This is a genomic window from Pseudomonas sp. MIS38, from assembly GCF_019891575.1.
GTDB classification, from domain to species: Bacteria; Pseudomonadota; Gammaproteobacteria; order Pseudomonadales; family Pseudomonadaceae; genus Aquipseudomonas; species Aquipseudomonas putida_A.
Map to the genome: position 1 here is coordinate 214923 of NZ_JAFLXF010000004.1, position 26208 is coordinate 241130.

Sequence of the window (26208 nt, forward strand, 5' to 3'; positions counted from 1 at the left end):
GTTTTGCGCCTGCACCGCTTGCAGCCATTGGCCAACGCTTTGGTCTGGACGCGGCGCGCCGATCACCGGCAGGGTGTTGATGAACAGGCCGACCTGTTGCTCGATGCCCGGCAAATCCGCCGGACGCCCGGCCACGGTCGCACCGAACGCCACCGCTTCGTGACCGGTGTAGCGCTGCAGCAACAGCAGCCACGCGGCTTGCACCAGGGTGTTGACGGTAACTTTCTGCTGGCGGGCAAACGCTTCCAGCGCCTGCGTGCGCGGCACGTCCAGCGTCAGATAATGGTCGCCGTGGCCGCTGTCGCCTTCGCCGCCGATGGCGGCGCGGGCCAGTCGGGTCGGCTCTTGCAGCGCGGCCAACTGAGCGCTCCAGAAGTCCTGACTCAGTTGCGCGTCCTGACGCTGCAGCCAGGCGATGTAATCGCGATACCGTCCGCCGCCATGGGCCGGGGTGCGACCGCTGTAGCGCTGCAACACTTCGCCGAGCAACTGCGAGTTGCTCCAGCCGTCCATCAGGATGTGGTGATGGGTGTAGATCAGGTGCCATTGCTCGGCAGCGGTCTGCACCAGCACCAGACGCAGCAACGGTGCATGGCTCAGATCGAACCCTTGCTGACGCTCGGCATCGGCCAGCGCCGCGAGCGCTGCCGGCTGATCGTCGCGCTCGCGCCAGTCGAGAATGCTGAATGGCAACTGCACCTGTTTTTGCACGATCTGCAGCGTTTGCGCCAGTTCGCCCTGCCAGACGAAACCGCTGCGCAGAATGTCCTGCGCATCGACGGTAGCCTGCCACGCAGCGCGGAAGCGCTCAGGCTCAAGACCTTGCACATCCACGCGCAACTGATTGATGTACTCACCCGCAGCCTGCTCGTAGAGGGTGTGGAACAGCAAACCCTGCTGCATCGGCGACAGCGGATAGACATCATCGAGCTGACCGGCCGGCACCGGCAGCGCATCCAGTTGCGCCTGGGTCACCCGAGCCAGCGGGAAGTCCGACGGCGTCGCTTGCGCGGTTTGCACGCTGCAGCAGTGTTCGATCAGCGCCTGCAATTCGCTGGCGTATTGATCAACCAGGTGCTGCACCGTGGCGCTGTCGAACATCTCGCGGCTGAAGCCCCAGCTCATCGACAATTCGCCGCCATACACCTGACCTTCCACAGTCAGCCAGTTGCCCAGAGGCGCCGACAGATCCTGCGCCACGCCGCTGGTTTCAACAGCCGGCACGAACAGCGCCGCTTCGTCGAACTGGCGGTCGAACTGGCCGAGGTAGTTGAAGGTGATGCGCGGTTGCGGCAGCGCGGCCAGTTCGGCGCGCACCGACGGCGCGGCCAGATGCCGTAGCACGCCGTAACCCAGACCTTTGTCCGGCACCGCGCGCAGTTGCTCCTTGATCGCCTTGATCGAGCCGTCGAGATCAGCGCTGGCGGTCAGGTTGACCGCGAACAGACTGGTGAACCAACCCACGGTGCGGGTCAGGTCGACGTCATCAAACAGGTCTTCGCGGCCGTGGCCTTCCAGTTCGATCAGCGTGCCCGGCTGCTGGCTCCAGCGACTGATGGTGCGCGCCAGGGCGGTGAGCAAGAGATCGTTGACCTGGGTGCGATAGGCGGCGGGCGCCTGTTGCAGCAACTGACGGGTGCGCTCGGCGTCGAGGCGCCATTCGATTTTCTCGCCATGCAGGTTGTGCAGGCTGCCATCCGGGCGTTCGCAAGGCAGATCCCTGGCACCCTGATGCTGGGCTTTCCAATAACCCAATTGCTCATCGAAGCGCGACGCTTCCTGCGCCAGACGCGCAGTCCAGCTCTGGAACGCGCTGGTCTTCGCCGGCAACTGAATGCCGCCACCCGCCGCCAGTTGCTCGTAAGCCTGCTGCAGATCTTCCAGCAGCACCCGCCAGGAAACGCCATCGACCGCGAGGTGATGAATGATCAGCGCCAGTCGTTGCGAGCCGTCGGCCATCGTTACCAGCAACGCGCGCAGCAGCGGGCCGTTTTGCAGGTCGAGGCTGCGCTGAGCTTCGTTGCACAGCGCCTGCAACTGTTCGGCAGATTCGGCATCGCGTTGCCACATCTCAGCGCTGTTCACTAGCGGGCCGTGGCTTTGTTGCCAGCCTTCAGTGCCTTCGACAAAACGCAGGCGCAAGGCGTCGTGGTGATTGATCAGGTGGGTCAGCGCGGCATCGAGCAATTGTGCGTTCAATGCCTCACGCGGGGTCAGCAGCAACGACTGGTTCCAGTGCTCGCGCACCGGCATCGCCCGACTGAAGAAATCCTGCTGGATCGGCCCGAGCACGGCGTCGCCGGTCACCGGCCCCTGATCCACCGAAGACAGATGATCGTGGCTCGCGACCAGCGCCAGACTGCGCACCGTCTGGTACTGGAACAGGTCACGCGGGCTGATGCGGATCCCGGCCTGTCGCGCACGGCTGACCACTTGAATCGAGATGATCGAATCGCCGCCCAGCTCGAAGAAGTTGTCTTCGAGGCCGACGCGGTCGAGGCCGAGCACAGCTTCCCAGATCGCCGCGAGGGCTTTTTGCATGGCGTCCTGTGGCGCCACGAATGCCTGTTGTGGCGCGGCATCCGGTTGTGGCAAGGCCTTGCGGTCGAGCTTGCCGTTGGCGGTGACCGGCAATTTGTCGAGGGTGATCAGGTAGGTCGGCACCATGAACTCCGGCAGACTGCCGAGCAGCCACGCCTTGACGTCTTGCTGCCACTGTTCGTCCACCTGTGGGTTTTCCAGCACAAGGTAAGCCACCAGATGCTTGCCGCCCTGCACCAGCACCACCGCCTCACGCACCAGCGAGTGCTGCATCAGGCGGGTCTCGATTTCGCCCAGCTCAATGCGCAAACCGCGCAACTTCACCTGATGGTCGAGACGCCCGAGGTATTCGATCACCCCGTCGGCACGCTGCCGCACACGGTCGCCGGTGCGGTACAGGCGCGCGCCGTCATGGAACGGGCACGGCACAAAACGTTCGGCCGTCAGCGCCGGGCGCTGGTGATAACTGCGCGCCAGTCCGGCGCCGCCCAGATACAGTTCACCGGCGACACCGCTCGGCACCGGCAGCAATTCGGCATCGAGGACATGGGTGCGCAGGTTGGCGATCGGCCGGCCGATCGGCACGCTGTCCGCGCCTTCATCGACACAGGTCCAGTGAGTGACGTCGATGGCCGCTTCGGTCGGGCCGTACAAGTTGTAGAGGCTCGCGTTCGGCAGTTTGGCAAAGACTTGCAGCTGCGCATCCAGCGGCAACGCTTCACCGCTGCAGACAATCCGCTTGAGTCCGCTGCAGCTCTCCACGCCGGCCTCGTGGATGAACGCCTGCAACATCGACGGCACAAAGTGCAGCGTGCTGATGCCGTGGCGGTTGATGCTATCGATCAGTTGCAGCGGATCACGGTGCGCACCCGGCGCGGCCACCACCAGCCGCGCGCCGGTCAGCAGCGGCCAGAAGAACTCCCACACCGACACGTCGAAACTGAACGGGGTTTTCTGCAGCACCGAATCACGGGCGTCCAGTGCATAGGCCTCCTGCATCCAGCACAAACGGTTGACCAGCGCCGCGTGGCTGTTGCCGGCGCCCTTCGGCTTGCCGGTGGAACCCGAGGTGTAAATCACGTAGGCCAGGTTCAGCGGATCGACGCTGACCTCCGGACGGCTATCGCGGTAACGGTCGAGCAACGCCGGCTGATCCAGGGTGATGACGTTTACGCCGTCAGTCGGCAGCGCTGCCAGCAGCGCCTGTTGCGTCAGCAGCAAGGTGATGCCGCTGTCCTCGATCATGTAGGCCAGACGCTCCTGCGGGTACTCCGGATCCAGCGGCACGTAGGCGCCGCCAGCCTTGAGAATCGCCAGCAGCGCGACGACCATTTCCACCGAACGCAGAGCGCAAACGCCGACCAGACTGTCCGCCTGCACGCCCTGTTCGCGCAGCAGATGCGCCAGGCGATTAGCTCGGGCATCCAGTTCGGCGTAACTCAGGGTCTGTTCGCCGAATACCAGCGCCGGTGCCTGCGGCGTACGCGCGACCTGTGCTTCGATCAACTGATGAATCGGCGTGTCGCTCGGGTACTGCGCGTGGACGTTGTTCCAGTCGTGCACCAGGGTGCGCTGCTCGTCAGCCTCCAGCAGCGGCAACTCACCGATGCGCTGCGACGGATCAGCGACCATCGCCGTCAGCAGGCGCAGCCAGTGCCGCGCCATGCGTTCGATGGTCGGTGCATCGAACAGGTCGCTGGCGTAGGTCAGCGCGGCGTGCAGCTTGCCGCCCTTCTCCCAGGTGTCCAGCGTCAGGTCGAACTGGGTGGTGCGGCTCTGCCAGTCGAGGCTGTCAAGTTGCAGGCCGGATGCGGTGCTGATGGTGGCGATATCGGCGACGTGCGGCTGATGGTTGTACATCACCTGGAACAGTGGCGTGTGGCTGAGGCTGCGTTCCAGCTTCAGCGCTTCGACCAGTTGCTCGAACGGCAGATCCTGATGCGCCTGGGCACCGAGCGCGGTTTCCTTGACCGCCCGCAACAGTTCGTCGACCCGGGTCTGACCGTGCAGTTGCGTGCGCAGCACTTGGGTATTGACGAAGAAGCCGATCAGGCCCTCGATTTCGCCGCGATTGCGGTTGGCGATCGGCACGCCGACCCGCAGGTCGGTCTGCCCGGTGTAACGGTGCAGCAGCGCATTGAAGGCGCCGAGCAGGAACATGAATAAAGTGACTTGATGCTGTTGCGCAGTGCTGCGCAGTTGCTCGGCGAGTTGGCCGTCGACCGCAAACTCGTAACGAGTGCCGCGATAGCTCGGCATCGCCGGGCGCGAATGATCCAGCGGCAATTCCAGCACCGGGTGTTCGTCGCCCAGTTGTGCCTGCCAATAATCGAGTTGGCGCGCCTGCTCACCGGCCTCCAGCCAGCGGCGTTGCCACAGCGCATAGTCGCTGTACTGAATCGGCAATGGCGGCAATTGCGGCGTCTGACCGGCGTCGAACGCGTCGTAGCAACGGATGAATTCGTCGATCAACACGTTCATCGACCAGCCATCGGAGACGATGTGGTGCAGGGTCAGCAGCAGCACGTGTTCCTGCTCGGCAAGCTTGAGCAAGGTCACCCGCAGCAAGGGGCCGACCGCCAGATCAAATGGCAACACCGACTGCTGTTCGGCGGCACGGATCACCGCCTGCTCGCGCTCACCGGCCGGCAGTGCGCTGAAGTCCTCCCGGGTAATCAGCAGCGGCGCGGTGGCTGGCACTTGCAGCAGGCTGTCATCGGCCTGGCGCTGGAACACCGTGCGCAGGGTTTCGTGGCGCTCCACCAGACTGGCGAAAGCTTGCTCCAGCGCCGACTGGTTCAGTCGACCATTGAGTCGCACCGCACCGGGCAGGTTGTAGGCGCCGCTCTGCGGGTCGAGTTGCCACAGGAACCACATGCGGCGCTGCGCGTAAGACAGCGCCTGACGATCCTCGGCTGCGATGCCGGCCGGTATCGGGAACCGCGCGAAATCCACGCCCTCCTTGTGCAGGGCCGCGAGGAACATCTGGCGCTTTTCCAGGGGCAACCCGATAAACCGGCGAGCAAGTTTCAAGGAGTCTTCAGCATTCATTTCTCAGCATCCGGATCAGTAGGCAGGAAGCACAAAGGCACGTCGTCCCTATAAAACGAATGCAGACCGGAAAAATTAGCGAATGAGAACAACTGTCAGGCGGGAGGTAGGGCGGCTTTTTTCATAAACACAAATCAAATGTGGGAGCGGGCTTGCTCGCGAAAGCGGTGTGTCAGTCAACGATGCAATAACTGAAATACCGCTTTCGCGAGCAAGCCCGCTCCCACATTGAGTGATGCGCTGCTCAGGCGATTGCGGCCATGATATGCCGGCGATGATGCCCTTCCAGCTGATCCTTGATCACCTTGAGCACTTTGGCTTCATGCTCATGAATGAAGAAGTGCCCGCCGGCGAGCATGTCCACTGAAAAGCTGCCACGGGTTTCCTTGCTCCAGCCGATCAGTTGTTCGGTGGTCGCGCGATCCGCCTTGCCGCCCAGCACGTGCACCGGGCAGTTGAGCAACGGCCGTTGTAACGGCTCGAATTTGCCGCAGAGCAAGAAGTCCGCGCGCAGGATCGGCAGGGTCAGGCTCATCAGCTCGGCATTGGCCAGCACTTCTTCGCTCGTGCCGTTGAGTGTGCGCAATTGATCGATCAGCTCGGCGTCGGTTTTCGGCTCGGCAAAACCGCGATCGTAATCGGCGCGCATCGTCGGCGCCGCCGTGCCCGAGGCAAACAGCGCCACCGGTTCCGGACAGCCCAATGCGCGCAGCGCGTGAGCGATTTCGCAGGCCAGCAGCGCGCCCAGGCTATGGCCGAACAACGCATAAGGCGCTTTGAGATTCGGCCGCAATTCCTTGGCCAGTTGCATCGCCAGCGCCCGCATATCCGTGTGCAGCGGCTCGTCGAAACGTGCACCGCGCCCCGGCAGTTCCACCGGTTGCAGTTGCAGCCATTGCGGCAGTTTTGGCCGCCAGCGGCTATAGACCATGGCGCTGGCGCCGGAGTACGGCAGGCACAGCAGGGTCAGCTTGTTCACCCGGCTTTCCTCGAAAAATTTGTCTGTAGAGATAAACGGATTACGCCCCCGGCAAATTAGTCGCGCGCCGGTAAATTGCGCCAACAGGCGCTCGTTAACTGTTCAGGCCAAAACCAATAACGAGGATTCACCGTGGACCTGCAGAGCATCCTGGGCAAGTTGTTCGCCAACGCCGGTGCCGTCGGCATCGAAGGCGTTTTCCAATTCGTGTTTGGCCCGCAGCAGGCCTACTGGTCGGAGGTCAAGGCCAGCAGCCGCACCGCGCCCGGACGCCATCCCAGCCCCGACGTGACCATTGAAGTCGCCGAGAGCGATTTTCTCGGGATCATGGGCGGCCGAGTCAATGTCGAAGAACTGTTCGCCAGCGGACGCCTGAAAATCGGCGGCAACATGGGCCTGGCGACGCTGCTGCCGCAGATCATCGAGCATGCGATGCACGGTGGCGCAGTGGCGCAAAAGGTCGACATGAACAAGCGCTACCCGACCCCGCCACGCTTCAGCGAACAACTCACCGCCGGGCTGCCGGTGCAGACCCGCATCGAGCGCCATGCGCGCGATGAATTGTCGGTCAGCGAATTCAAAAGCAGATACTTGCCCAACGGCATCCCGGTGGTGATCAGCAATGCCTTGCAGGACTGGCCGCTGTTCAAGCTCAGTCGCGAGGAATCACTGGTGCATTTCGCCGAACTGCAGGGCATCACCCGCCACGGCGATTACGTGAAGAAAACCTTTTCCACCGAACGTGATTTCCGCTCGACGTCGATGGCCGAGTTCATTGCCTCGCTGGACCAACCGGCAGTCAAACGGGCTGACGGCGAACCACCGGCCTACATGGGCAACAACATCCTGCCGGCGCAATTGCTGCAGCAGATCAAGTACCCGCCCTACTTCGATGCTTCGCTGTTCATCCCGCCACGCATCTGGATCGGCCCCAAAGGCACGCTGACGCCGCTGCACCGCGACGACACCGACAACCTGTTCGCGCAGGTCTGGGGCCAGAAGCAGTTCACCCTCGCCGCCCCGCATCACCGCGAAGCACTGGGCACCTGGTCGACAGCGCCAAAGGGTGGCCTGGACGGCTGCGACTTCAACCCCGACGCACCGGACTATGAGCGCTTTCCCGCAGCACGCGATGTGACGTTCCTGCGCGTGACGCTGGAGGCCGGGGATCTGCTGTTTCTGCCGGAGGGCTGGTTCCATCAGGTGGAGTCGGTGTCGACGTCACTGTCGGTGAATTTCTGGGTGAATTCGGGGCGGGGTTGGTAACCCATCCGCTGTCTGTGTGGATAACTCTGTGGCGAGGGGATTTATCCCCGATCGACTGCGCAGCAGTCGCAAACTCACCCGGCACGCTTCTTCTGAAGGAAAGAGCTGGCTGGATTTGGGGCTGCTTCGCGGCCCATCGGGGATAAATCCCCTCACCACAACAGCCCGCGATGGCCGGGTTATTTCAGGTGCCGATAACTCTGAAACGCCGACGCCAACACCACCGCCCCCGCCATAATCGCCAGCCAGAATCCGCTGCGTGCACCGAAAGCATCCACCAGAGCGCCCGAGCCGGCCGCGCCGATCGCCACGCCGATGCTCAACCCCGTCACCAGCCAGGTCAGGCCTTCAGTCAGTTTGGCCGGCGGCACGATGCGTTCGATCAACGCCATCGCCACAATCAGCGTCGGCGAGAAGAACAATCCCGCGACAAACACCGCCAGCGACAAACCGAAAATATTGCTCGCCAGCAACAGCGGCAGCGTGGTCACCGCCGTCGCCACCCCACCGTAGAGAAACAGCCGCGGCAACGGCAGTTTCGAGCGCATCGCGCCAAACGCGATACCGGCCAGACACGAGCCGATGGCGTACACCGACAACACGATGCTCGCCGCTGCCGGTTGGCCCTGCTGCTGGGCGAACGCGACGCTGACCACATCGACCACACCGACGATGACGCCCATGGCAAGCATCAACGCCAGCAGCCATTGCACGTCGGTCGAGCGAATGATCGAACCCTGATGCTGTGATTCCTGCGGATGCACCGCCGGCTCGGTGCTGCGCTGGGCGACAAACGCCGTCACCCCGATCGCCAGCGCCAACAGCGCGGCCAACGGCCCGGCCTCGGGAAACGCCACCACGCACAAACCCACTGACAGTGGCGGGCCAACGATGAAACAGACCTCATCGAGTACCGATTCCAGCGCATAGGCGGTCTGCAATTGCGGCTGGCCGCGATAGATCTCGGTCCAGCGCGCGCGCACCATCGCCGACATGCTCGGCATGCAGCCGGCCAGCGCGGCGAAGATGAACAGGGTCCAGGTCGGCGCCTGCAAACGCGTGCACAGCAGCAACATCAACAGCGCCCCACCACCGATCAACGCCGATAGCGGCAGCACTTTACCCTGGCCGAAACGATCCACCAGCCGCGACACCTGCGGCGCACAAAAAGCCGTGGCCAGGGCAAAAGTCGCCGCCACCGCACCGGCCAGCGCGTACCCGCCCTTGAGCTGCGAGAGCATGGTGATCACGCCGATGCCGGTCATGGAAATCGGCATGCGCGCGATCATCCCGGCCAGTACAAAAGCCCGGGCGCCGGGGGCGGTGAATAATTCGCGGTAGGGGTTTGCCATGGGTACAGCCTCATCAGGGGCCGCCAAGTTGCCATAAAGGTTGATGAGCGTGGAAGCGGGGAATTGTTGGTGGAATGTGAAGGCGCGAAACTCGACACCTTGCGATTCCAGGCACTCTCCCAGGATCGCTCCCCAAGACCAATGGCATTGCCGCCGACGTCTGGAATCACATAACCAATCGTCGAAAATCGCGCACACCTGTCAGGTTTTACAGGTGCCTTTTCATGCGATTGCAGTTCTCATGAGGCTTTGACTCAATGGCGTACCGCTCCTGAATGAACGGGCAACTGCTCTTGAGCACTATCCCATAGCGCACGCGCCAAGGAGCCTTGCCATGGAAGAACAGCTTATTCTGGTATCGCCCAAGGATCGCCAGACCGGTGTAGCCTCAAAGATGAAAGTGCATCACCAGGGACTGCGCCATCGCGCATTTTCGATTCTGCTCTTTGACTCACAAGGTCGGATGCTGATGCAACAACGCGCGTTGGGCAAATATCATTCCGGCGGATTATGGACCAACACGTGCTGCGGGCATCCTCGCCCCGGCGAACGCACGGCCGCCGCTGCCCTGCGTCGACTGCAGGAGGAAATGGGCACGACGTGCAAACTGCAAAAAGTCGCCTCGATGCTCTATTACGAGCAAATGTCCAATGAACTGATCGAGCATGAATTTGACCACGTGTTTGCCGGCCTCAGCCAGCTCGATCCGGTAGCCAATCCCGAGGAAGTCGAAAGTTGGGAGTGGCTGTCGCTGGAGGAGATCACCGAACGGATCGAACAGGCACCCGAGCAGTTCACGATCTGGTTTCGCCGGATGTTCGAGCAGTTCGGGATAGGGGGTGTAAGGCAATGGTTCGAGGCCGCCCACGATGCGTCAGCGGCACGATCAATGCCTGATGCTTTTGGGAAAAAGGCAAGATCACCCTGGGCCGTCCCGCCGTTGTATTGTCCGGCGCCGTTTCGGGTTGATACGGCGCTGGCCGAGGCCGTCGAAGATCGGCTTATGCCATGGATCAAGGAAGTCGGCATATTTGCGGGACAACTCGAAAAGGTCCGCGCCATGGGGTTCGGTCGCTTCGCCATGCTTTGCCATACCGACACTCACGATCCCGATCGCCTGCTGCTTTCGGCACAGTGCATCGCCGCCCTGTTTGCCGTGGATGATTACTACTGTGATGACGAGCGAACCGGCTCCGAACCGCGCCTGGTAGGGCCCCGACTTTCGCTGGCGCTGGCCGCACTGGAGCCGGCGCACCTGCCCTCTCGCTTTCGTTGCGGTCTTGATCATGCACTGAACAGTGACCCGGTACTGGTTGCGCTTCGCGCCTATATGGACCGCGTTCAGGCATTCGCATCTTCCGTACAAGTGGCCAGGGTACGCCACGAAATCATCGCCATGTTTGTCACCATGACTGCCGAAGCGGCCTGGCGCCTGGAAGGATTGACCCCACCCATCTGGGAATACCTCGCTCAACGCCAGACCAACAGCTTTTTACCCTGCATGTCATTGATCGACGTGATCGGTGGATACGAACTGCCAGCACACATCTACAGCGCCCCTGCCGTGCGGCGCGTGACCACGCTGGCCGCCAGCGCCACAATCGTCGCCAACGATCTGTATTCCGCACACAAGGAAAATCAGGCCGCAATCGGCGATTTCAATCTGCCGCAGTTACTGGCTCGCGAACACAATTGCACGCCCCGACAAGCGATGATCAAGTGCGCGCACGTTCATGACGAAATCGTGCACCTGTATGAAGCGGCGGAACAAGCCGTGCTGCCGGATGCATCGCCGCTGCTGCAGCGTTTTCTGACCGGCATAAAAAGCTGGGTCTCCGGCAGTCTTGAATGGCACCGGCACAGTGGCCGCTATCACGTCTGAACGTGTCGATCTTTTCATGCATGCGGATGAACTCTCGCAGCTCGCCATGGGTCAGCTGACTGAGCCCTTAACCCAGGCATTTCGAGCATGCAGATTTCCCTCGCCCGCCAAGTAGCACTGGTCACCGGCGCCAGCTCCGGCATCGGCCACGCTGCCGCAAAAGCGCTGGCCGCTGCCGGCGCAGCCGTCGTGATCAATTACAACCGTCAGGCCGAACCTGCCGAGGCACTGGCGCAGCAAATCATCGCCGACGGCGGTCAGGCACTGGCCATCGGCGCCGATGTGTCCAAGGAAGACGAGGTCGAACGGTTGTTCGCCGAGACCCTCGAGGCCTTTGGCGCGCTGGACATTCTGGTGGCCAATTCCGGCATGCAAAAGGATGCGCCGGCGGTGGACATGACCCTCGAAGACTGGAACACGGTGATCGGCGTCAACCTCACCGGCCAGTTCCTCTGCGCTCGCGCCGCGCTGCGGATTTTCAATCGCCAGGGCGTGCGTGAAGGCGTGTCCCGCGCGGCCGGCAAGATCATTCACATGAGTTCGGTACATCAACGCATTCCGTGGGCCGGGCACGTCAACTATGCGGCGTCCAAGGGCGGCGTCGATCAGTTGATGCAGACCCTCGCCCAGGAAGTCAGCCAGCAGCGCATCCGTATCAACGGCATTGCGCCGGGGGCGATTCGCACCGCCATCAATCAGGACGCCACCGAAGGCGCTGCCGGTGAGAAGCTGCTGGAGCTGATCCCTTACGGTCGCATCGGCGATGTCGAGGACATCGCCAACGCGGTGGTGTTTCTCGCTTCCGACGCCGCTGACTACATCGTCGGCACCACCCTGTTCATCGACGGCGGCATGAGTCTTTATCCGGAGTTTCGTGGCAATGGCTGAGCATCATCCTGAACGACAAAGCCCGATCGACGCCCACGGCATCATCGGTGATCTGCGCAGTGCGGCACTGGTCAACGACAAGGGCAGCGTGGATTTTTTCTGCTGGCCGGAATTCGACAGCCCGTCGATCTTCTGTTCGCTGCTCGACACGCCCGAGGCAGGGATTTTCCAGCTCGCCCCGGACTTGCCCGATGCCCGGCGCGAGCAGATCTACCTGCCCGACACCAACGTTTTGCAGACGCGCTGGCTCAGCGAACAGGCCGTAGTGGAAATCACCGATCTGCTGCCGATCGGCGACAGTGTCGATGACCTGCCGCTGCTGATGCGCCGGGTGCGGGTGGTCAGCGGTGAAGCGACGTTTCACATGCGCTGCGCGGTGCGGCATGACTACGCACGTGCCAACACCCGGGCGCAGATGGATCAACAATCGGTGATTTTCAGTGCGGAGGGCCAGCCATCACTGCGGCTGGTGGCGGATCAGGCGTTGCACATCGATGGCGAGTCGGCCGTTGCCTCCTTCAGTATGAAGCAGGATCAGCACGCCGAATTTGTCCTCGGTGGCGCCGACGATCCGCGCTTCAAGGATGACGGCGCGAAAATGTGCCTGGAGCGCACGTTGAAGTTCTGGCGCGACTGGATCGGCCAGTCCAACTACCGCGGGCGTTGGCGGGAGATGGTCAATCGTTCGGCCCTCGCGTTGAAGCTGCTGACCTCGCGCAAGCACGGCGCAATCCTCGCCGCCGCCACCTTCGGCCTGCCGGAAACTCCCGGCGGCGAGCGCAACTGGGATTATCGCTACACCTGGATCCGCGACGCCTCGTTCACGGTCTACGCGTTCATGCGCCTGGGTTTTGTCGATGAGGCCAATGCCTACATGGGCTGGCTGCGTGGTCGGGTCAGCGATTGCCAGGGAAATTCGACCAAACTCAACATCCTCTATGCGATCGACGGTCGCCAGGAGCTGCCGGAAACCGAACTCTCCCACCTCTCCGGCCATGGCGGCGCGCAACCGGTGCGCATCGGCAATGGCGCGTACGATCAGATTCAGCTCGATATCTTTGGCGAACTGATGGACGCGGTGTACCTGGTCAACAAGTACGGCGACGCGATTTCCCACCAGGGCTGGAAACACGTGCGCGAAGTGGTCGATCAGGTGTGTGAGACCTGGCAGACAACCGATGTCGGCATTTGGGAAATGCGCGGTGAGCAGCATCACTTCCTGCACTCGCGACTGATGTGCTGGGTGGCCTTGGACCGGGCGATTCGCCTGGCCTCGAAACGCTCGCTGCCGGCGCCGTTCGTCCAGTGGGATCAGACCCGGCAGGCGATCTATGCCGACATCTGGGACAACTTCTGGGATGAGGAGCGCGGGCATTTCGTCCAGTACAAGGGCGGCACCGCGCTCGACGGTTCGATGCTGCTGATGCCGCTGGTGCGCTTCGTCAGCGCCAAGGATCCACGCTGGCTGTCGACCCTTGAAGCGATCGAAAAGACTCTGGTACGCGACGGCATGGTTTATCGCTATCGCAACGATGACGCCAACATCGACGGTTTGACCGGCACCGAAGGCGCCTTTGCCGCCTGCTCATTCTGGTACGTCGAATGCTTGGCCCGCGCCGGTCAGGTGGAAAAGGCGCATCTGGAGTTCGAACAACTGCTGCGCTACGCGAACCCACTGGGCCTGTATGCCGAAGAGTTCGACAGCAAGGGCCGCCATCTGGGCAACACCCCGCAAGCGCTGACGCATCTGGCGCTGATCAGTGCGGCGAGTTTTCTGGATCGGCGTTTGAGTGGGGAAAAGAGTGTTTGGCAGCCGTAATTTCGCCAGTGTTTGTAGGAAATATGCCGCATAAGCGCGCTGCGCCGGGCTAACCCCTACACAGAAATAAACAGAATCAGATCCCCTGTGGTGAGGGGATTTATCCCCGACGGGCGGCGCAGCAGTCCTGATTTTTCCGGTGCATTTCGTCAACAGCACCGCGTTGCTTGGCTTTGCGCCTGCTGCGCAGCCGATCAGGGATAAATCCCCTCACCACAGTTTGGGTAGTTTGTTCCTGCTTCTTCTAAACAACACCCTGGCAAATCCCTCCCCCGCAACCTGCACTTACACCCTGAAATACCCTGTTGCCAGCTGTTACATCCCCCCCTACCATCCACCGCAACGGGCACAGCGGAGCTGTCCAATAAAACCCGAATTCAAGGAACCAGAATGACCCAGCACGTCCACCGCCCCATCGCCACGCCCCTGCGCAGCGGCCTGACCCGCACCCAACTCTGGGAAGCCGCCGACAAAGGCCTGATCAAGTGCTGGGAAATCGGCCGCCAGCGCGCCACCCGCTTCCCCGACCTTGCCCACCAATGCCTCGCCGGCGAACTGCCGGTGCTCGGCTGGAAAGGTGGCGTGAGCCGCAGCCTGAAGAAAAACGAGAAATACGGCTCGCTGAAATACCTCGCCCAGTGGCAGGGCTTGCGGGGCGAGGATCTGGATATTGATCTGGGTGAGGAACGTTCGCTGATCTGTTCGCGGACCAAGATGCGGGTAACGTTTACCCCGGATCGGACGAAGTATTTCAATCAGGTGGCGGAAGCCGAGGCTTAAGGAGAAGCAACGATGGTCGATTTGCATCAGGAATTTAAGAGCAGCGTGTTCTTTCACCAGGCAAGAATCGAGCGGCGCTCGGTCGATGCTCTCATCGGCATCGCCGCCGGGCTTGCCGCAGACGGCACGATCAACCAGCAAGAAGCCGAGTTTCTCAGAACCTGGATTGAAACCCATTTGGCGCACCTGGATGATCCGGTTGTGAACATCCTTTACAGACGTCTTGCCGACATGCTCAGTGATGGAGTTCTAGACGCCGACGAGTCTGCGGAGCTGTTGGAAATGCTGCATCAGTTCACCGGGCTGCCAGTCGCACCAACACAAACACCAACGTTTACCACTCCGACCAGCCTTCCTCTCGACCACCCTGCCCCGCAGTTATGCCTGATTGATCGGGTCTTCCTGTTTACAGGCGTCATGGCCTATGGGCCACGTAAAGAATGTGAGTCGCAGATCCTCGAACGCGGCGGCCTTATTGGTGGTTCCGTCAGCAAAAAGATTCACTATTTGGTAGTGGGCAGCATTGGCAATGATCAGTGGCTTCACAGCTCTTACGGCACCAAGATCAAGAAAGCCGTTGAGCTGAGAGACAGCGGCGTGCCGATTGCGATCATCAGCGAAGATCATTGGCAGAAGGTTCTGTTCGGGTAATTGCCCCTAAGGGCATCGCTGACTCTGCTTCGCCAACACTGACCGAAAACCGCTCCCTGTACGCCTGCGGCGTCACCCCGATCGCCCGCAGGAAACTGCGGCGCAACGTCTCCTCACTGCCAAACCCGCAGTTGGCCGCAATCCGTTTCACCGGCAACCCGGTATCACTGAGCAAACGGCGGGCGGTTTCGACGCGGATCAGTTCGATGGCGCGGGCCGGGGTCTGGCCGGTGTCGGCGCGGTAGTGGCGGACGAAACTGCGTTCGCTCATGCCGGCCTGTTCGGCCAGGGTCGGGACGCCGAGGTCGCAGGTGAGGTTTTCGGCGATCCAGGCGTGCAGTTCATCAAAGCGATTGCCCTGATTCTGCAGGGCCAAGGTCACGCTGAATTGCGATTGCCCGCCGGGGCGTTTGAGGAACACCACCAGATGCCGGGCGACGTCGAGAGCAATATCACTGCCCAGATCTTCCTCGACCATTGCCATTGCCAGATCGATGCCGGCGGTAACGCCTGCCGAAGTCCAGACCGGGCCGTCGTTGATGAAGATCGGATTGGCTTCGACCTGCAGCTTCGGATGCTGCTGCGCCAGTTGTTCGCAACGGGTCCAGTGGGTGACCACGCGACGTCCGTCGAGCCAGCCGCTCGCCGCCAGTAGAAATGCCCCCGTACACACCGAGGCGACGCGTCGACATTTCGCTGCGTGCTCGCGTACCCAATCCACCAGCGACTCATCTTCGGATGCCGGATAGATCCCCCAACCACCCGCGATAATCAGCGTGTCGCTGGCGTCTTGCGGCAACGGTTCGGCGAGCACCGCCAGCCCCGCCGAGGACATCACCGCCCCGCCCTCGCGAGCAATCACCGACGGCGCATACGGTACCGGCAAGCCGCGTTGGCGGGCGATGTCGTTGGCCGAGGCGAACACTTGCAGAGGGCCGGTGACGTCGAGAATCTGCATGTTGGCAAACGCGAGTACATGGATGACTTTGGGCATTTGGCGTAATTCGTGGGGTTATTGGCGTATACGCCAAAACCTACGCGCCTACAGTGAAGCCGTCCACCCCTCAAATGGAGAAAAACCCCATGACGTTGCAGATCGGTTTTCTGTTGTTTCCGCAGGTGCAGCAACTCGACCTGACCGGTCCCTATGACGTACTGGCCTCGCTGCCGGACGTGCAGGTGCATCTGATCTGGAAAGATCTGGTGCCGATCACCGCCAGCACCGGCCTGCTGTTGAAACCGACCACCACCTTCGACGACTGCCCGGATCTGGATGTGATCTGCATTCCCGGCGGCGCCGGGGTCGGGCCGCTGATGGAAGATGAGCAGACGCTGGGGTTCATCAAGCGTCAGGCGGCGCAGGCCAGGTATGTGACGTCGGTGTGCACCGGTTCGCTGGTGCTGGGCGCGGCGGGACTGTTGAAAGGCAAACGCGCGACCACCCACTGGGCCTATCACGAACTGCTGCCGAAACTCGGCGCGATTGCGGTGCAGGACCGGGTGGTGCGCGACGGCAATCTGTTTACCGGTGGCGGGATTACCGCAGGCATCGACTTTGCGCTGGTGCTGGCCGCCGAACTGGTGGGGGTTGAGGCGGCGCAGTTGATTCAGCTGCAACTGGAATATGCGCCGGCACCGCCGTTTGAATCGGGCAGCCCGCAGACGGCGCCGAGTGCTGTCGTCGATGAGGCTCGGCACCGCGCGGCGCTTTCGTTGAAACTGCGCACGGAAATCACCGAGCGCGCGGCGGCGAAGCTCGATCTGCGCTGATTCCTCAGCCACACACAGATCTACTGTGGGAGCGGGCTTGCTCGCGAATGCGGTGTATCCGTCGAGATTTTTATCGCCTGACACACCGCATTCGCGAGCAAGCCCGCTCCCACAATGGGTTTTGTGGATAGCCTCAGGTTGGGAGCCTGTCCCCGCATCCCGCCACACCTTTACTTGTCCCCACGCCCTCACCCGTGTAGAAAGCCCTTCCACAAAATTCTGCACAAGGACTTTCGATGAAGGCGTTGCCATGGCTCTATCTGGCACTTCTCAGCCTCGGTTATGGATTGGCGTTGAGCTTTGGCCAACTCGGCTGGCTCGCGCTGATCTCCGTGGGACTATTGCTGTTGACCGGTTTCGCCGTGCGCCAACAGCAGGTGCCGGTGGCGCGCCTGTTGGGGCATGCCGTGTTCATCTTCCTCGCCCTGTCGCTGGCGCTGCACTGGTTGCCGGGATTCGCCAACGGCCGGGCCATCGCCCCGCTGCGTTTCACCGACGACGCCGTGCCGTTTGCGATGTACCTGAATCTGGACAAACCCTTGATCGGCTTCTGGCTGTTGCTCGCCTGCCCGTGGATTGTCGCGGCACGCTCGCTGCGTCCGACGGTGTACGCCAGCGTCCTCGCCCTGACCTTGAGCGCCGTCCTGGCGCTGGGCGGTGCGCTGTTGTTCGGCATGATTGCCTGGGCGCCGAAGTGGCCTGATCAGGCATGGCTGTGGCTGCTGAACAATCTGCTGTTGGTGACGCTGGTCGAGGAAGCGCTGTTTCGCGGCTATATACAGGGCGGTTTGAGCCGCCTGTTCAAGTACCTGCCGCAAGGCGACAACCTCGCCCTGCTGCTGGCGTCGCTGATCTTTGCCCTGGCGCATCTGGGCGCAGGATGGCACTGGGTGTTGCTGGCGGGTCTGGCGGGTGTCGGCTATGGTCTGGCCTACCGTTTCGGTGGCCTTGCGGCGGCGATCGCCACACATTTCGGGCTGAACTTGCTGCATTTTGCGCTGTTCACCTATCCGATGCTGGCCGGTTGAAGCAAGCGCGGTTTTGCGACGCCGTACTTATATCTGAAAAAAAACTTCAATAATTTCCTGACAGCGCCGACAACCTTTCAAAGCCTTGCGGATTGAAAAACCATGCGTAATAACCAGCCCATTACACAACGCGAACGGACTTTCCCGGCTCAGCAGCGGTTGATTTCCACAACCGACGCTAAAGGCGTGATCACCTACTGCAACGACGCTTTCGTCGAAATCAGCGGGTTTTCGCGTGAAGAGCTGATCCGTGCGCCGCACAACCTGGTTCGTCACCCCGACGTCCCGGCTGCGGTGTTTTCGCACATGTGGGGCACACTGAAACAAGGCTTGCCATGGATGGGCATTGTCAAGAATCGCTGCAAATCCGGTGACCACTACTGGGTGAACGCCTACGTGACACCGGTGTTCGACGGCAATCAGGTGGTCGGTTACGAGTCGGTGCGGATCAAACCCACCGCCGAACAGATCCGCCGTGCCGAAGCGCTCTACCAACGCATCAACCAGGGCAAGTCGGCAATCCCTTCCAGCGACAAATGGCTGCCGGTGCTGCAGGACTGGCTGCCATTCATTCTGGTCAGCCAACTGAGCTTCGTGATCGGCGCGACCCTTAACTCGCACTGGGGCTTTGCCCTCGCTGCCGGCTTGTCGGTGCCGCTGGGCCTGATGGGCCTGCAATGGCAGCAACGCGGGCTCAAGCGCCTGCTGCGCCTGGCCGAGCAGACCACTTCCGACCCGTTGATCGCGCAGATGTACACCGACAGCCGTGGCGCGCAGGCGCGTCTGGAAATGTCGATCCTCAGCCAGGAAGCGCGCCTGAAAACCTGCCTGACCCGTCTGCAGGACACCGCCGAGCACCTGACCGATCAAGCGAAACAGTCCGACGCCCTGGCGCACAACAGCTCCAGCGGTCTGGAACGTCAGCGCGTGGAAACCGAACAGGTCGCCACCGCCGTCAACCAGATGGCTGCGACCACCCAGGAAGTGGCGAGCCACGTGCAGCGCACCGCTGACGCCACCCAGGAAGCCAATCGCCTGACCGGTCGTGGCCGCGACATCGCCGGGGAAACCCGCGAAGCCATCCAGCGCCTGTCGGTGGTGGTCGGTGAAACCGGCCTGACGGTCACCCAACTGGCCAAGGACAGCGACGAAATCGGCGGCGTGGTCGACGTGATCAAAGGCATCGCCGACCAGACCAACCTGCTCGCCCTCAACGCCGCCATCGAAGCCGCACGTGCCGGCGAAATGGGCCGTGGCTTTGCCGTAGTCGCTGACGAAGTCCGCCAACTGGCGCAACGCACCAGCGAATCCACCGGCCAGATCCATGCCCTGATCGCCAAGCTGCAGCAGACCGCGTCCAGCGCCGTGCAAACCATGGAAGCCGGCCATCGCCAGGCCGAAGAAGGTGTGGCGCGGGTACTGGAAGCGGATCAGGCACTGGTCGGCATCAGCGAAGCGGTGGCCAACATCACCGACATGACCACCCAGATCGCTGCCGCCACCGAAGAGCAAAGTGCCGTGGCTGAAGAAATCAGCCGCAACATCAGCAACATTTCGGAGTTGGCAGACCAGACCTCGGAACAGGCGCATAACTCGGCGTTGCTGAGTGAAGAGCTGACCAAGACTGCGAATACTCAGTATTCGTTGGTGGAGCGGTTTAACCGCTAAAAGCAAAAGATCGCAGCCTGCGGCATCTCCTACACCGATCACCTGTAGGAGCTGCCGCAGGCTGCGATCTTTTAATCTTAAAAGCCCGGACAGCGAAAGCGTCCGGGCTTTTTATTGCCAGTCTGAAAGTGATGGTGCTTGGCAGACCGCATTCGCGAGCAAGCTCGCTCCCACATTGGCACTGCGTTGAGTCACAGTTCTGCGCACGACGACAATCACCTGTGGGAGCGAGCTTGCTCGCGAAGACGCCTTCTCTGCCAACGACGATCTCACTCAAGCAACGCAGACACTGCCTACAACTGCGCCAGAATGCGCCGAATGGTGCTTGGTGCAGCCAAGTTCTATCGTTTGCCGGTCGCTATTCAATCACGCAGATCGGCCAGCATGAATACATACCCCACGCGAAACCCCCACAAACAGTAAGTTCGTGATGAACTGACATTCCTGGATGCTCGGCACGCCGCGCGTGATGGGCAGAAAGTGTTCGATAAATATGTGATCACTGGCAGGCTATCCACCACAAAGTAAATCAAAAGATCGCAGCCTTCGGCAGCTCCTACACCGATCACCTGTAGGAGCTGCCGAAGGCTGCGATCTTTTGACCTGTAAGCCCGGACAGCTAAAGCGTCCGGGCTTTTTGTTGCCAGTCTGAAACTGGTGGTGTCTGGCAGACCGCATTCGCGAGCAAGCTCGCTCCCACATTTAGTCCTGTGTACGCAGAACCAATGTGGGAGCGAGCTTGCTCGCGAAGAGGCCATAACGGCCAGCGGAATTATTGAGGCAACCGCAGTTTGTCCAGCAATCGATTAACCAACAGCTCGTTCAACATGATCGGCTGTTGCAGCGCCAGCAGCGGATTGCCCTCCGGGCCACCGATTGAGTTGGCGATATTGCCAGCCTTGACTTTGGCCGACGACAACGATTCGCAAGCCTCGGCGATCGAGAGGAGGGGCAGCGAAGCAAACCGTAGGCGCTGCCTCCCGGATCGATCCCGGAGCGAAGGAACCCCTAGCTCCAGCGAGCGGGCCGAACGTTGGAGCAAGCGTTTTTTGCTTACTTTTGAGGTGTTTGTCAAAAAAGTGAGTCGTCGTAGGGGCGAAACCTTAAGTGGCCGTTACCGCGGCAACGGATATTCACGCAGTCTCGGCAACGTTATTAGCTGACCAGCACATGTAAGGCTGGTTGCCTAGCTGTCAGATCTGACAGTAGACGCACACCTGTTCGAGCGGATATCAAGAGAAACCGTAATTGCAGTCGGTTGTAACACCTCCTCTTAATTGAAAAGGCAGGTTTAACAATGACCACTCACGTTATGTTTCTCCCGAAAAAACCACTCGTCAGTGATGACAGGTTTCAATGGAGATTGGGCGGTAAACGGAAAACAGCGAAATTCAGATCTTTCTATCAGGACGAGTTCTTGGGCGAGCGGTATTGGTCCATCAGTGGTGGAACAGGAAATTTCGACGATGAAAGCTATTTTTCGTTCTCCATGACTCTGCCCTACCAATCCGATGAGTCACTCACAGGCGTCTATAACTTCGACAACGGGCTGACATTTGTTCACAGCCATTGGATCCCTGCGCCGCCGGGATTTATCGGAATGGCTTCGGTGGACGCCGACTCGGCGATCCTCAGCGTTAAATATGATGCTGAAACGGATATCGCTACGGGATCATTCGAGGCCGTGTTCAAAAGCCATCGCTATCGTCTGAATCCCAAGGGGACTTTCACCATGACGAGACTGAGACCGTCGGATGCTGGCTAGATCTGGCAGGGGTGCTCGCAGCAACTCCGGAAGAGTACCCCTTCAATGTAATTTGAAAGAATGACTCCTTGGAGCTGCCGCAGGCTGCGATCTTTGATCGTGAAAAACCGGTTAGCGAAAGCTTCCGGTTTTTTATTGCCTGTTTGAATGGATGGCGTATGGCAGACAGCTTTCGCGAGCAAGCTCGCTCCCACAGTAGGGCCGGATACTTCAGTAAGAGAATGGTCGGCTGTCAGGCCGCCTTCGCCAGCAGGCGGGTTCCCACACAAAAGCAAGAGCAGAACGCGCACCGCTCTTGCTCCTCACCACTCAACACGATGAGCGTTAGCTCGAGTACCGCTTTTGATCTTGATCCACAGGCGACATCGGAAGGCTGAGCGGAGGGATTGATCCGGGGGTGGGAGCGCAGCGACCGTTTGGCGCAGCCAAACACAGCGAGAGGAGGTGCAGCGAAGCAAACCGTAGGCGCTGCGCCCGGATGGAGCCTGGAGCGAAGGGACCCCGAGCTTTAGCGAGCGGGCCAGACGTAGGAGCAAGCGTTTTTGGTTACTTTTTAGGCGTTTGTAAAAAGTGACCCGCCGTAAGGGCGGAACCCTAAGTAGCCGTTACCGCAGCAACGGATATGCACACAGTTCGAAAAGTGTGCAACGTTCAAGATCTACCCCCTCACCCCAGCCCTCTCCCCCAAGGGGCGAGGGGGGAAAGGGAGCCGATCTTCATAAGTTTCAAAATTTCAGCTCGGCTCGGTCAACACTGAAGAAACGCAGCCACCTTCTGCCCGGCGGCAGCCAAATGCTGCTCATGCGTAAACCCGGAAACCTTGAGCGGCTTCAAATCATGATCCCCAGAGGCCAACCAAAACACCTCAATACTCGGCGATAGATCGTAAGCCTCGACAGCGTCCCGATTTCCGAGAGCATCCCGCTCCCCCTGAACAATCAACGTCCGAGTCCGCAAAGAAGCCAAATGCTCAACCCGCGGTTTCTCAGGTTTCCCAACCGCATAAAACGGATATCCAAGACAGACAAGCGCATCGGCGCCCAACTCGTCAGCTAAAAGACTGGCCATCCGCCCGCCCATGGACTTACCACCGATGGCCAAAGTCCCAGCGACATGACGTCGCACTTCAGCGAACACTTCGCGCCAGCACTGAAGCAGTTTCGGCGCCGGATTCGGCGGGCGTTTACTGCCATCCACCCGCCGCTGCGCCATATAAGGAAACTCAAACCGCAACACGTTCACGCCCAATGCAGCAAGGCGCCCAGCCATATCCGACATCCACTCACTGTCCATCGGCGCCCCCGCCCCATGCGCCAGGATCAGAGTCGCCGAAGCCTCGCCCGACGCGGCATCCCAAAGCCACCCATGATCCCGCACGCACTGCGCCCATTGATCCCCGTCAATACTGGCCTTGTGCTGTTTGTCCATGCTTGCCTCGCTTTTAGTCTGCCTATAACTCCAGGCGAAGGATTCGCGGCGTTTTCTGCGCGCGCTCACTTCGGCTGAACCGTGGATGGGGAACCATGAACACTTCTATCAGTACCGCCTACAACTACAAGGTGGTCCGCCAATTCGCCATTATGACGGTGGTGTGGGGCATCGTCGGCATGGGGCTCGGGGTTTTTCTCGCGGCCCAATTGGTCTGGCCTGAACTCAACTTCAATTTGCCCTGGACCAGTTTCGGCCGTCTGCGCCCGCTGCACACCAACGCGGTAATCTTCGCCTTCGGTGGCTGTGCGCTGTTCGCCAGTTCGTTCTACTCGGTGCAACGCACCTGCCAGACGCAATTGTTCGCGCCGAAAATCGCCGCGTTCTGCTTCTGGGGCTGGCAGCTTGTGATTCTATTGGCAGCGATCAGCCTGCCACTGGGTTACACCAGTTCCAAGGAATACGCCGAGCTGGAATGGCCGATCGACATCCTGATCACCATCGTCTGGGTCGCCTACGCCATCGTGTTCTTCGGCACGATCATGCAGCGCAAGACCAAGCACATTTATGTGGGCAACTGGTTCTTCGGCGCGTTCATCATCACCGTGGCGATCCTGCACATCGTCAACAACCTTGAGTTGCCGGTGAGCCTGACCAAGTCCTACTCGGTGTACGCCGGTGCGACCGACGCGATGGTGCAATGGTGGTACGGCCACAACGCCGTGGGCTTTTTCCTCACCGCCGGTTTCCTCGGGATGATGTACTACTTCGTGCCGAAACAGGCCGAACGTCCGGTGTATTCGTATCGCCTGTCGATCGTGCACTTCTGGGCGCTGATCACCCTGTACATCTGGGCCGGCCCGCACCACCTGCACTACACCGCACTGCCGGACTGGGCACAGTCGCTGGGCATGGTGATGTCGCTGATTCTGCTGGCACCGAGCTGGGGCGGCATGATCAACGGCATGATGACCCTCTCGGGCGCGTGGCATAAGTTGCGCAGCGACCCGATCCTGCGCTTCCTCGTGGTCTCACTGGCGTTCTACGGCATGTCGACCTTCGAAGGTCCGATGATGGCAATCAAGACCGTCAACGCCCTCTCCCACTACACCGACTGGACCATCGGCCACGTACACGCCGGCGCGCTCGGCTGGGTGGCGATGATTTCCATCGGCGCGCTGTACCACATGATCCCGAAAGTCTTCGGCAAAGAGCAGATGCACAGCATCGGCCTGATCAACGCGCACTTCTGGCTCGCGACCATCGGCACCGTGCTGTACATCGCCTCGATGTGGGTCAACGGCATCGCCCAGGGCCTGATGTGGCGCGCAGTCAACGAGGACGGCACGCTGACTTACTCCTTCGTCGAAACTCTGGTGGCCAGCCACCCAGGCTTCATCGTGCGTCTGGTGGGTGGGGCGATCTTCCTCAGCGGCATGTTCCTGATGGCTTACAACACCTGGCGCACCGTGCGGGCCTCGCAGCCTGCTGACGTCGTTGCTGCCGCGCAGATGGCCTGAGGAGTCCGCCATGAAACACGAAACGATTGAAAAGAACGTCGGCCTGCTGATGCTGCTGATGGTGTTCGCCGTGAGCATCGGCGGCCTGACCCAGATCGTCCCGCTGTTCTTCCAGGACGTCACCAACAAACCGGTGGAGGGCATGAAGCCCTACACCGCGCTGCAACTGGAAGGCCGCGACATCTATATCCGCGAAGGCTGCGTCGGTTGCCACTCGCAGATGATCCGGCCGTTCCGCGCCGAAACCGAACGCTACGGGCACTACTCGGTGGCCGGTGAAAGCGTCTGGGATCACCCGTTCCTCTGGGGTTCCAAACGTACCGGGCCAGACCTGGCCCGGGTCGGCGCGCGTTACTCGGACGACTGGCACCGCGCGCACCTGTACAACCCGCGCAACGTGGTACCGGAGTCGAAAATGCCGGCCTACCCGTGGCTGGTGACGCAAGCGGTCGACAGCAGCCACACCGAAACCAAGCTCAAGACCATGCGCACCCTCGGCGTGCCGTACACCGACGATGACATCAGCGGCGCGGTCGCCAGCCTCAAGGGCAAGACCGAAATGGACGCCCTCGTCTCCTACCTGCAAGTGCTTGGCACTGCGATCAAGAGCAAGAGGTGAGCAAGATGATCATTGAAATGAGTGCAGGCCTGATTCGCGGCCTCGGCACCGTCGTGGTGTTCGTGGCCTTCGTCGGCCTGACGATCTGGGTGTTCAACCGCAAGCGCACGCCGGAGTTCGCCGAAGCGCGCCTGCTGCCGTTTGCCGACGAACCGCAACCCGACATTACCCAAGCACCTGAACCAAGGAGTACCCGGCCATGACCACCTTCTGGAGTACGTGGATCTGCGTACTGACCATCGGCAGCCTGATCGGCCTGACCTGGCTGCTGATCGGCACCCGCCGGGGCGAGACCAAGGGCAGCGTCGACCAGACCATGGGCCACAGCTTCGACGGCATCGAGGAGTACGACAACCCGCTGCCGCAGTGGTGGTTCATGCTGTTTGCCGGCACGCTGGTGTTTTCCGTGGGCTATCTGATCCTGTATCCGGGCCTGGGCAACTGGAAAGGCATTCTGCCCGGCTACGAAGACGGCTGGACCGGCGTCCACGAGTGGGAAAAGGAAATGAACAAGGCTGACGCCAAGTTCGGGCCGATCTTCGCCAAATTCGCCGCCATGCCGGTGGAAGAAGTGGCGAAGGATCCGCAGGCGCTGAAAATGGGTGGCCGGTTGTTCGCCTCCAACTGCTCGGTGTGCCACGGCTCCGACGCCAAAGGCGCTTTCGGCTTCCCTAACCTGGCCGACAAGGACTGGCGCTGGGGCGGCGACGCCGAGACCATCAAGACCACCATCATGGGTGGGCGGATGGCGGCGATGCCGGCCTGGGGCGAAGTGCTCGGCGAGACGGGTGTGAAGAACGTCGCCGCATATGTGCGTCACGAACTGGCCGGCCTGCCGCTGCCAGCCGACAGCAAGGCTGACCTGCAGGCCGGACAGCAAGCGTTCAGCACCACCTGCGTAGCCTGTCATGGGGCAACCGGCCACGGCACTGAAGCCATGGGTGCGCCGAATCTGACGCACCCGGCCGGATTTATTTATGGCACGAGTCTGACGCAGCTTGAGCAGACCATCCGCCACGGTCGCCAGGGCCACATGCCGGCACAGAACGAACTGTTGGGCAATGATAAAGTGCAATTGCTCGCCGCTTATGTGCACAGCCTGAGCCATGGATTGAATACAGAAAAACTGATTACTGAAGACAACAAACAGTAATCATTGCACACACCTCTGCCGCACCATTCTCGGTGCGGCAGCATCCCG

General features: G+C 61.0%; 20 protein-coding genes (1 of these 20 cut by a window edge). 14 read left to right on the plus strand and 6 right to left on the minus strand.

Annotation, left to right across the window (positions count from 1 at the left end):
* On the minus strand, positions 1-5592 hold the beginning of the coding sequence (locus tag J1G18_RS07795; RefSeq protein WP_223007387.1) for a non-ribosomal peptide synthetase. 6729 nt of this gene lie to the left of the window's left edge; the window shows 5592 of its 12321 coding nt (coding positions 1-5592); it begins with the start codon at positions 5590-5592; the stop codon falls past the left edge of the window.
* A 244-nt stretch (positions 5593-5836) separates the two neighbouring features.
* Entirely contained in the window at positions 5837-6571 is a 735-nt protein-coding gene (locus tag J1G18_RS07800) for a thioesterase II family protein (protein ID WP_223007388.1), read from the minus strand.
* A gap of 132 nt (positions 6572-6703) precedes the next feature.
* Here J1G18_RS07800 and J1G18_RS07805 point away from each other — a divergent pair, with 132 nt between their 5' ends.
* Positions 6704-7837 carry a cupin-like domain-containing protein gene (locus tag J1G18_RS07805; RefSeq protein ID WP_108182192.1) on the plus strand — a complete coding sequence of 378 codons (1134 nt, stop codon included), beginning with the start codon at positions 6704-6706 and terminating at the stop codon, positions 7835-7837.
* Positions 7838-8016: 179 nt separating this feature from the next.
* Here the strand turns inward: J1G18_RS07805 and J1G18_RS07810 are convergent, their stop codons facing one another.
* Positions 8017-9189 carry an MFS transporter gene (locus J1G18_RS07810; RefSeq protein WP_097087672.1) on the minus strand — a complete coding sequence of 391 codons (1173 nt, stop codon included), beginning with the start codon at positions 9187-9189 and terminating at the stop codon, positions 8017-8019.
* Between the two features lie 334 nt (positions 9190-9523).
* On the opposite strand from J1G18_RS07810, the gene J1G18_RS07815 reads away from it, so the two are divergent.
* The 5 genes from J1G18_RS07815 (at position 9524) to J1G18_RS07835 (ending at position 15209) form a co-directional block, all read left to right on the plus strand.
* A complete protein-coding gene (locus tag J1G18_RS07815; protein ID WP_098967998.1) occupies positions 9524-11071 on the plus strand; it encodes a family 2 encapsulin nanocompartment cargo protein terpene cyclase in 1548 nt (515 codons plus the stop codon).
* Between the two features lie 87 nt (positions 11072-11158).
* Complete coding sequence (locus J1G18_RS07820) at positions 11159-11959, plus strand: glucose 1-dehydrogenase (protein WP_098967997.1); 801 nt, start codon at positions 11159-11161, stop codon at positions 11957-11959.
* A complete protein-coding gene (locus J1G18_RS07825; RefSeq protein WP_098967996.1) occupies positions 11952-13778 on the plus strand; it encodes a glycoside hydrolase family 15 protein in 1827 nt (608 codons plus the stop codon). The genes J1G18_RS07820 and J1G18_RS07825 overlap by 8 nt, the downstream gene beginning before the upstream one ends.
* A gap of 390 nt (positions 13779-14168) precedes the next feature.
* Positions 14169-14558 (plus strand): hypothetical protein, encoded by a 390-nt coding sequence (locus J1G18_RS07830; protein WP_139055696.1) that lies wholly within the window; start codon positions 14169-14171, stop codon positions 14556-14558.
* Between the two features lie 12 nt (positions 14559-14570).
* Positions 14571-15209: a BRCT domain-containing protein gene (locus tag J1G18_RS07835; protein ID WP_098967994.1), complete on the plus strand. Its 639-nt coding sequence runs from the start codon at positions 14571-14573 to the stop codon at positions 15207-15209.
* Here J1G18_RS07835 and J1G18_RS07840 read toward each other — a convergent pair.
* Positions 15172-16203: a GlxA family transcriptional regulator gene (locus J1G18_RS07840; RefSeq protein WP_223007389.1), complete on the minus strand. Its 1032-nt coding sequence runs from the start codon at positions 16201-16203 to the stop codon at positions 15172-15174. The two genes, J1G18_RS07835 and J1G18_RS07840, sit on opposite strands and share 38 nt — an antisense overlap.
* Before the next feature lie 89 nt (positions 16204-16292).
* Here J1G18_RS07840 and inhA point away from each other — a divergent pair, with 89 nt between their 5' ends.
* The 3 genes from inhA to J1G18_RS07855 all read left to right on the plus strand — a co-directional run bounded on the left by inhA (position 16293) and on the right by J1G18_RS07855 (position 19675).
* Positions 16293-16979, plus strand: coding sequence for an isonitrile hydratase (gene inhA / locus J1G18_RS07845; RefSeq protein ID WP_223007390.1), 687 nt, complete (start codon positions 16293-16295; stop codon positions 16977-16979).
* 236 nt (positions 16980-17215) lie between these two features.
* The gene (locus J1G18_RS07850) at positions 17216-18007 is read left to right on the plus strand and encodes a CPBP family intramembrane glutamic endopeptidase (RefSeq protein WP_223007391.1); all 792 of its coding nucleotides are present in this window, start codon (positions 17216-17218) and stop codon (positions 18005-18007) included.
* Between the two features lie 102 nt (positions 18008-18109).
* Positions 18110-19675 carry a methyl-accepting chemotaxis protein gene (locus J1G18_RS07855; RefSeq protein WP_003223402.1) on the plus strand — a complete coding sequence of 522 codons (1566 nt, stop codon included), beginning with the start codon at positions 18110-18112 and terminating at the stop codon, positions 19673-19675.
* A gap of 772 nt (positions 19676-20447) precedes the next feature.
* On the opposite strand, the gene J1G18_RS28385 is transcribed toward J1G18_RS07855, so the two are convergent.
* Positions 20448-20750, minus strand: coding sequence for a DUF6124 family protein (locus tag J1G18_RS28385; protein ID WP_410477707.1), 303 nt, complete (start codon positions 20748-20750; stop codon positions 20448-20450).
* A gap of 222 nt (positions 20751-20972) precedes the next feature.
* Between J1G18_RS28385 and J1G18_RS07865 the strand changes: the two genes are divergently transcribed.
* Positions 20973-21440: a hypothetical protein gene (locus tag J1G18_RS07865; protein ID WP_098967989.1), complete on the plus strand. Its 468-nt coding sequence runs from the start codon at positions 20973-20975 to the stop codon at positions 21438-21440.
* Between the two features lie 747 nt (positions 21441-22187).
* On the opposite strand, the gene J1G18_RS07870 is transcribed toward J1G18_RS07865, so the two are convergent.
* Entirely contained in the window at positions 22188-22868 is a 681-nt protein-coding gene (locus J1G18_RS07870) for an alpha/beta family hydrolase (RefSeq protein WP_223007392.1), read from the minus strand.
* A gap of 95 nt (positions 22869-22963) precedes the next feature.
* Between J1G18_RS07870 and ccoN the strand changes: the two genes are divergently transcribed.
* Genes ccoN through ccoP form a run of 4 tightly spaced genes read left to right on the plus strand, consistent with a single transcriptional unit; the run spans position 22964 to position 26160 of the window.
* The gene (gene ccoN, locus J1G18_RS07875; protein ID WP_047293096.1) at positions 22964-24388 is read left to right on the plus strand and encodes a cytochrome-c oxidase, cbb3-type subunit I; all 1425 of its coding nucleotides are present in this window, start codon (positions 22964-22966) and stop codon (positions 24386-24388) included.
* 10 nt (positions 24389-24398) lie between these two features.
* On the plus strand, positions 24399-25007 hold the full coding sequence (gene ccoO, locus J1G18_RS07880) for a cytochrome-c oxidase, cbb3-type subunit II (protein ID WP_003223389.1): 609 nt from the start codon (positions 24399-24401) through the stop codon (positions 25005-25007).
* Positions 25008-25012: 5 nt separating this feature from the next.
* The gene (locus J1G18_RS07885) at positions 25013-25210 is read left to right on the plus strand and encodes a cbb3-type cytochrome oxidase subunit 3 (protein ID WP_098968495.1); all 198 of its coding nucleotides are present in this window, start codon (positions 25013-25015) and stop codon (positions 25208-25210) included.
* Complete coding sequence (gene ccoP, locus J1G18_RS07890) at positions 25207-26160, plus strand: cytochrome-c oxidase, cbb3-type subunit III (protein WP_223007393.1); 954 nt, start codon at positions 25207-25209, stop codon at positions 26158-26160. The genes J1G18_RS07885 and ccoP overlap by 4 nt, the downstream gene beginning before the upstream one ends.
* Positions 26161-26208 lie beyond the last annotated feature (48 nt).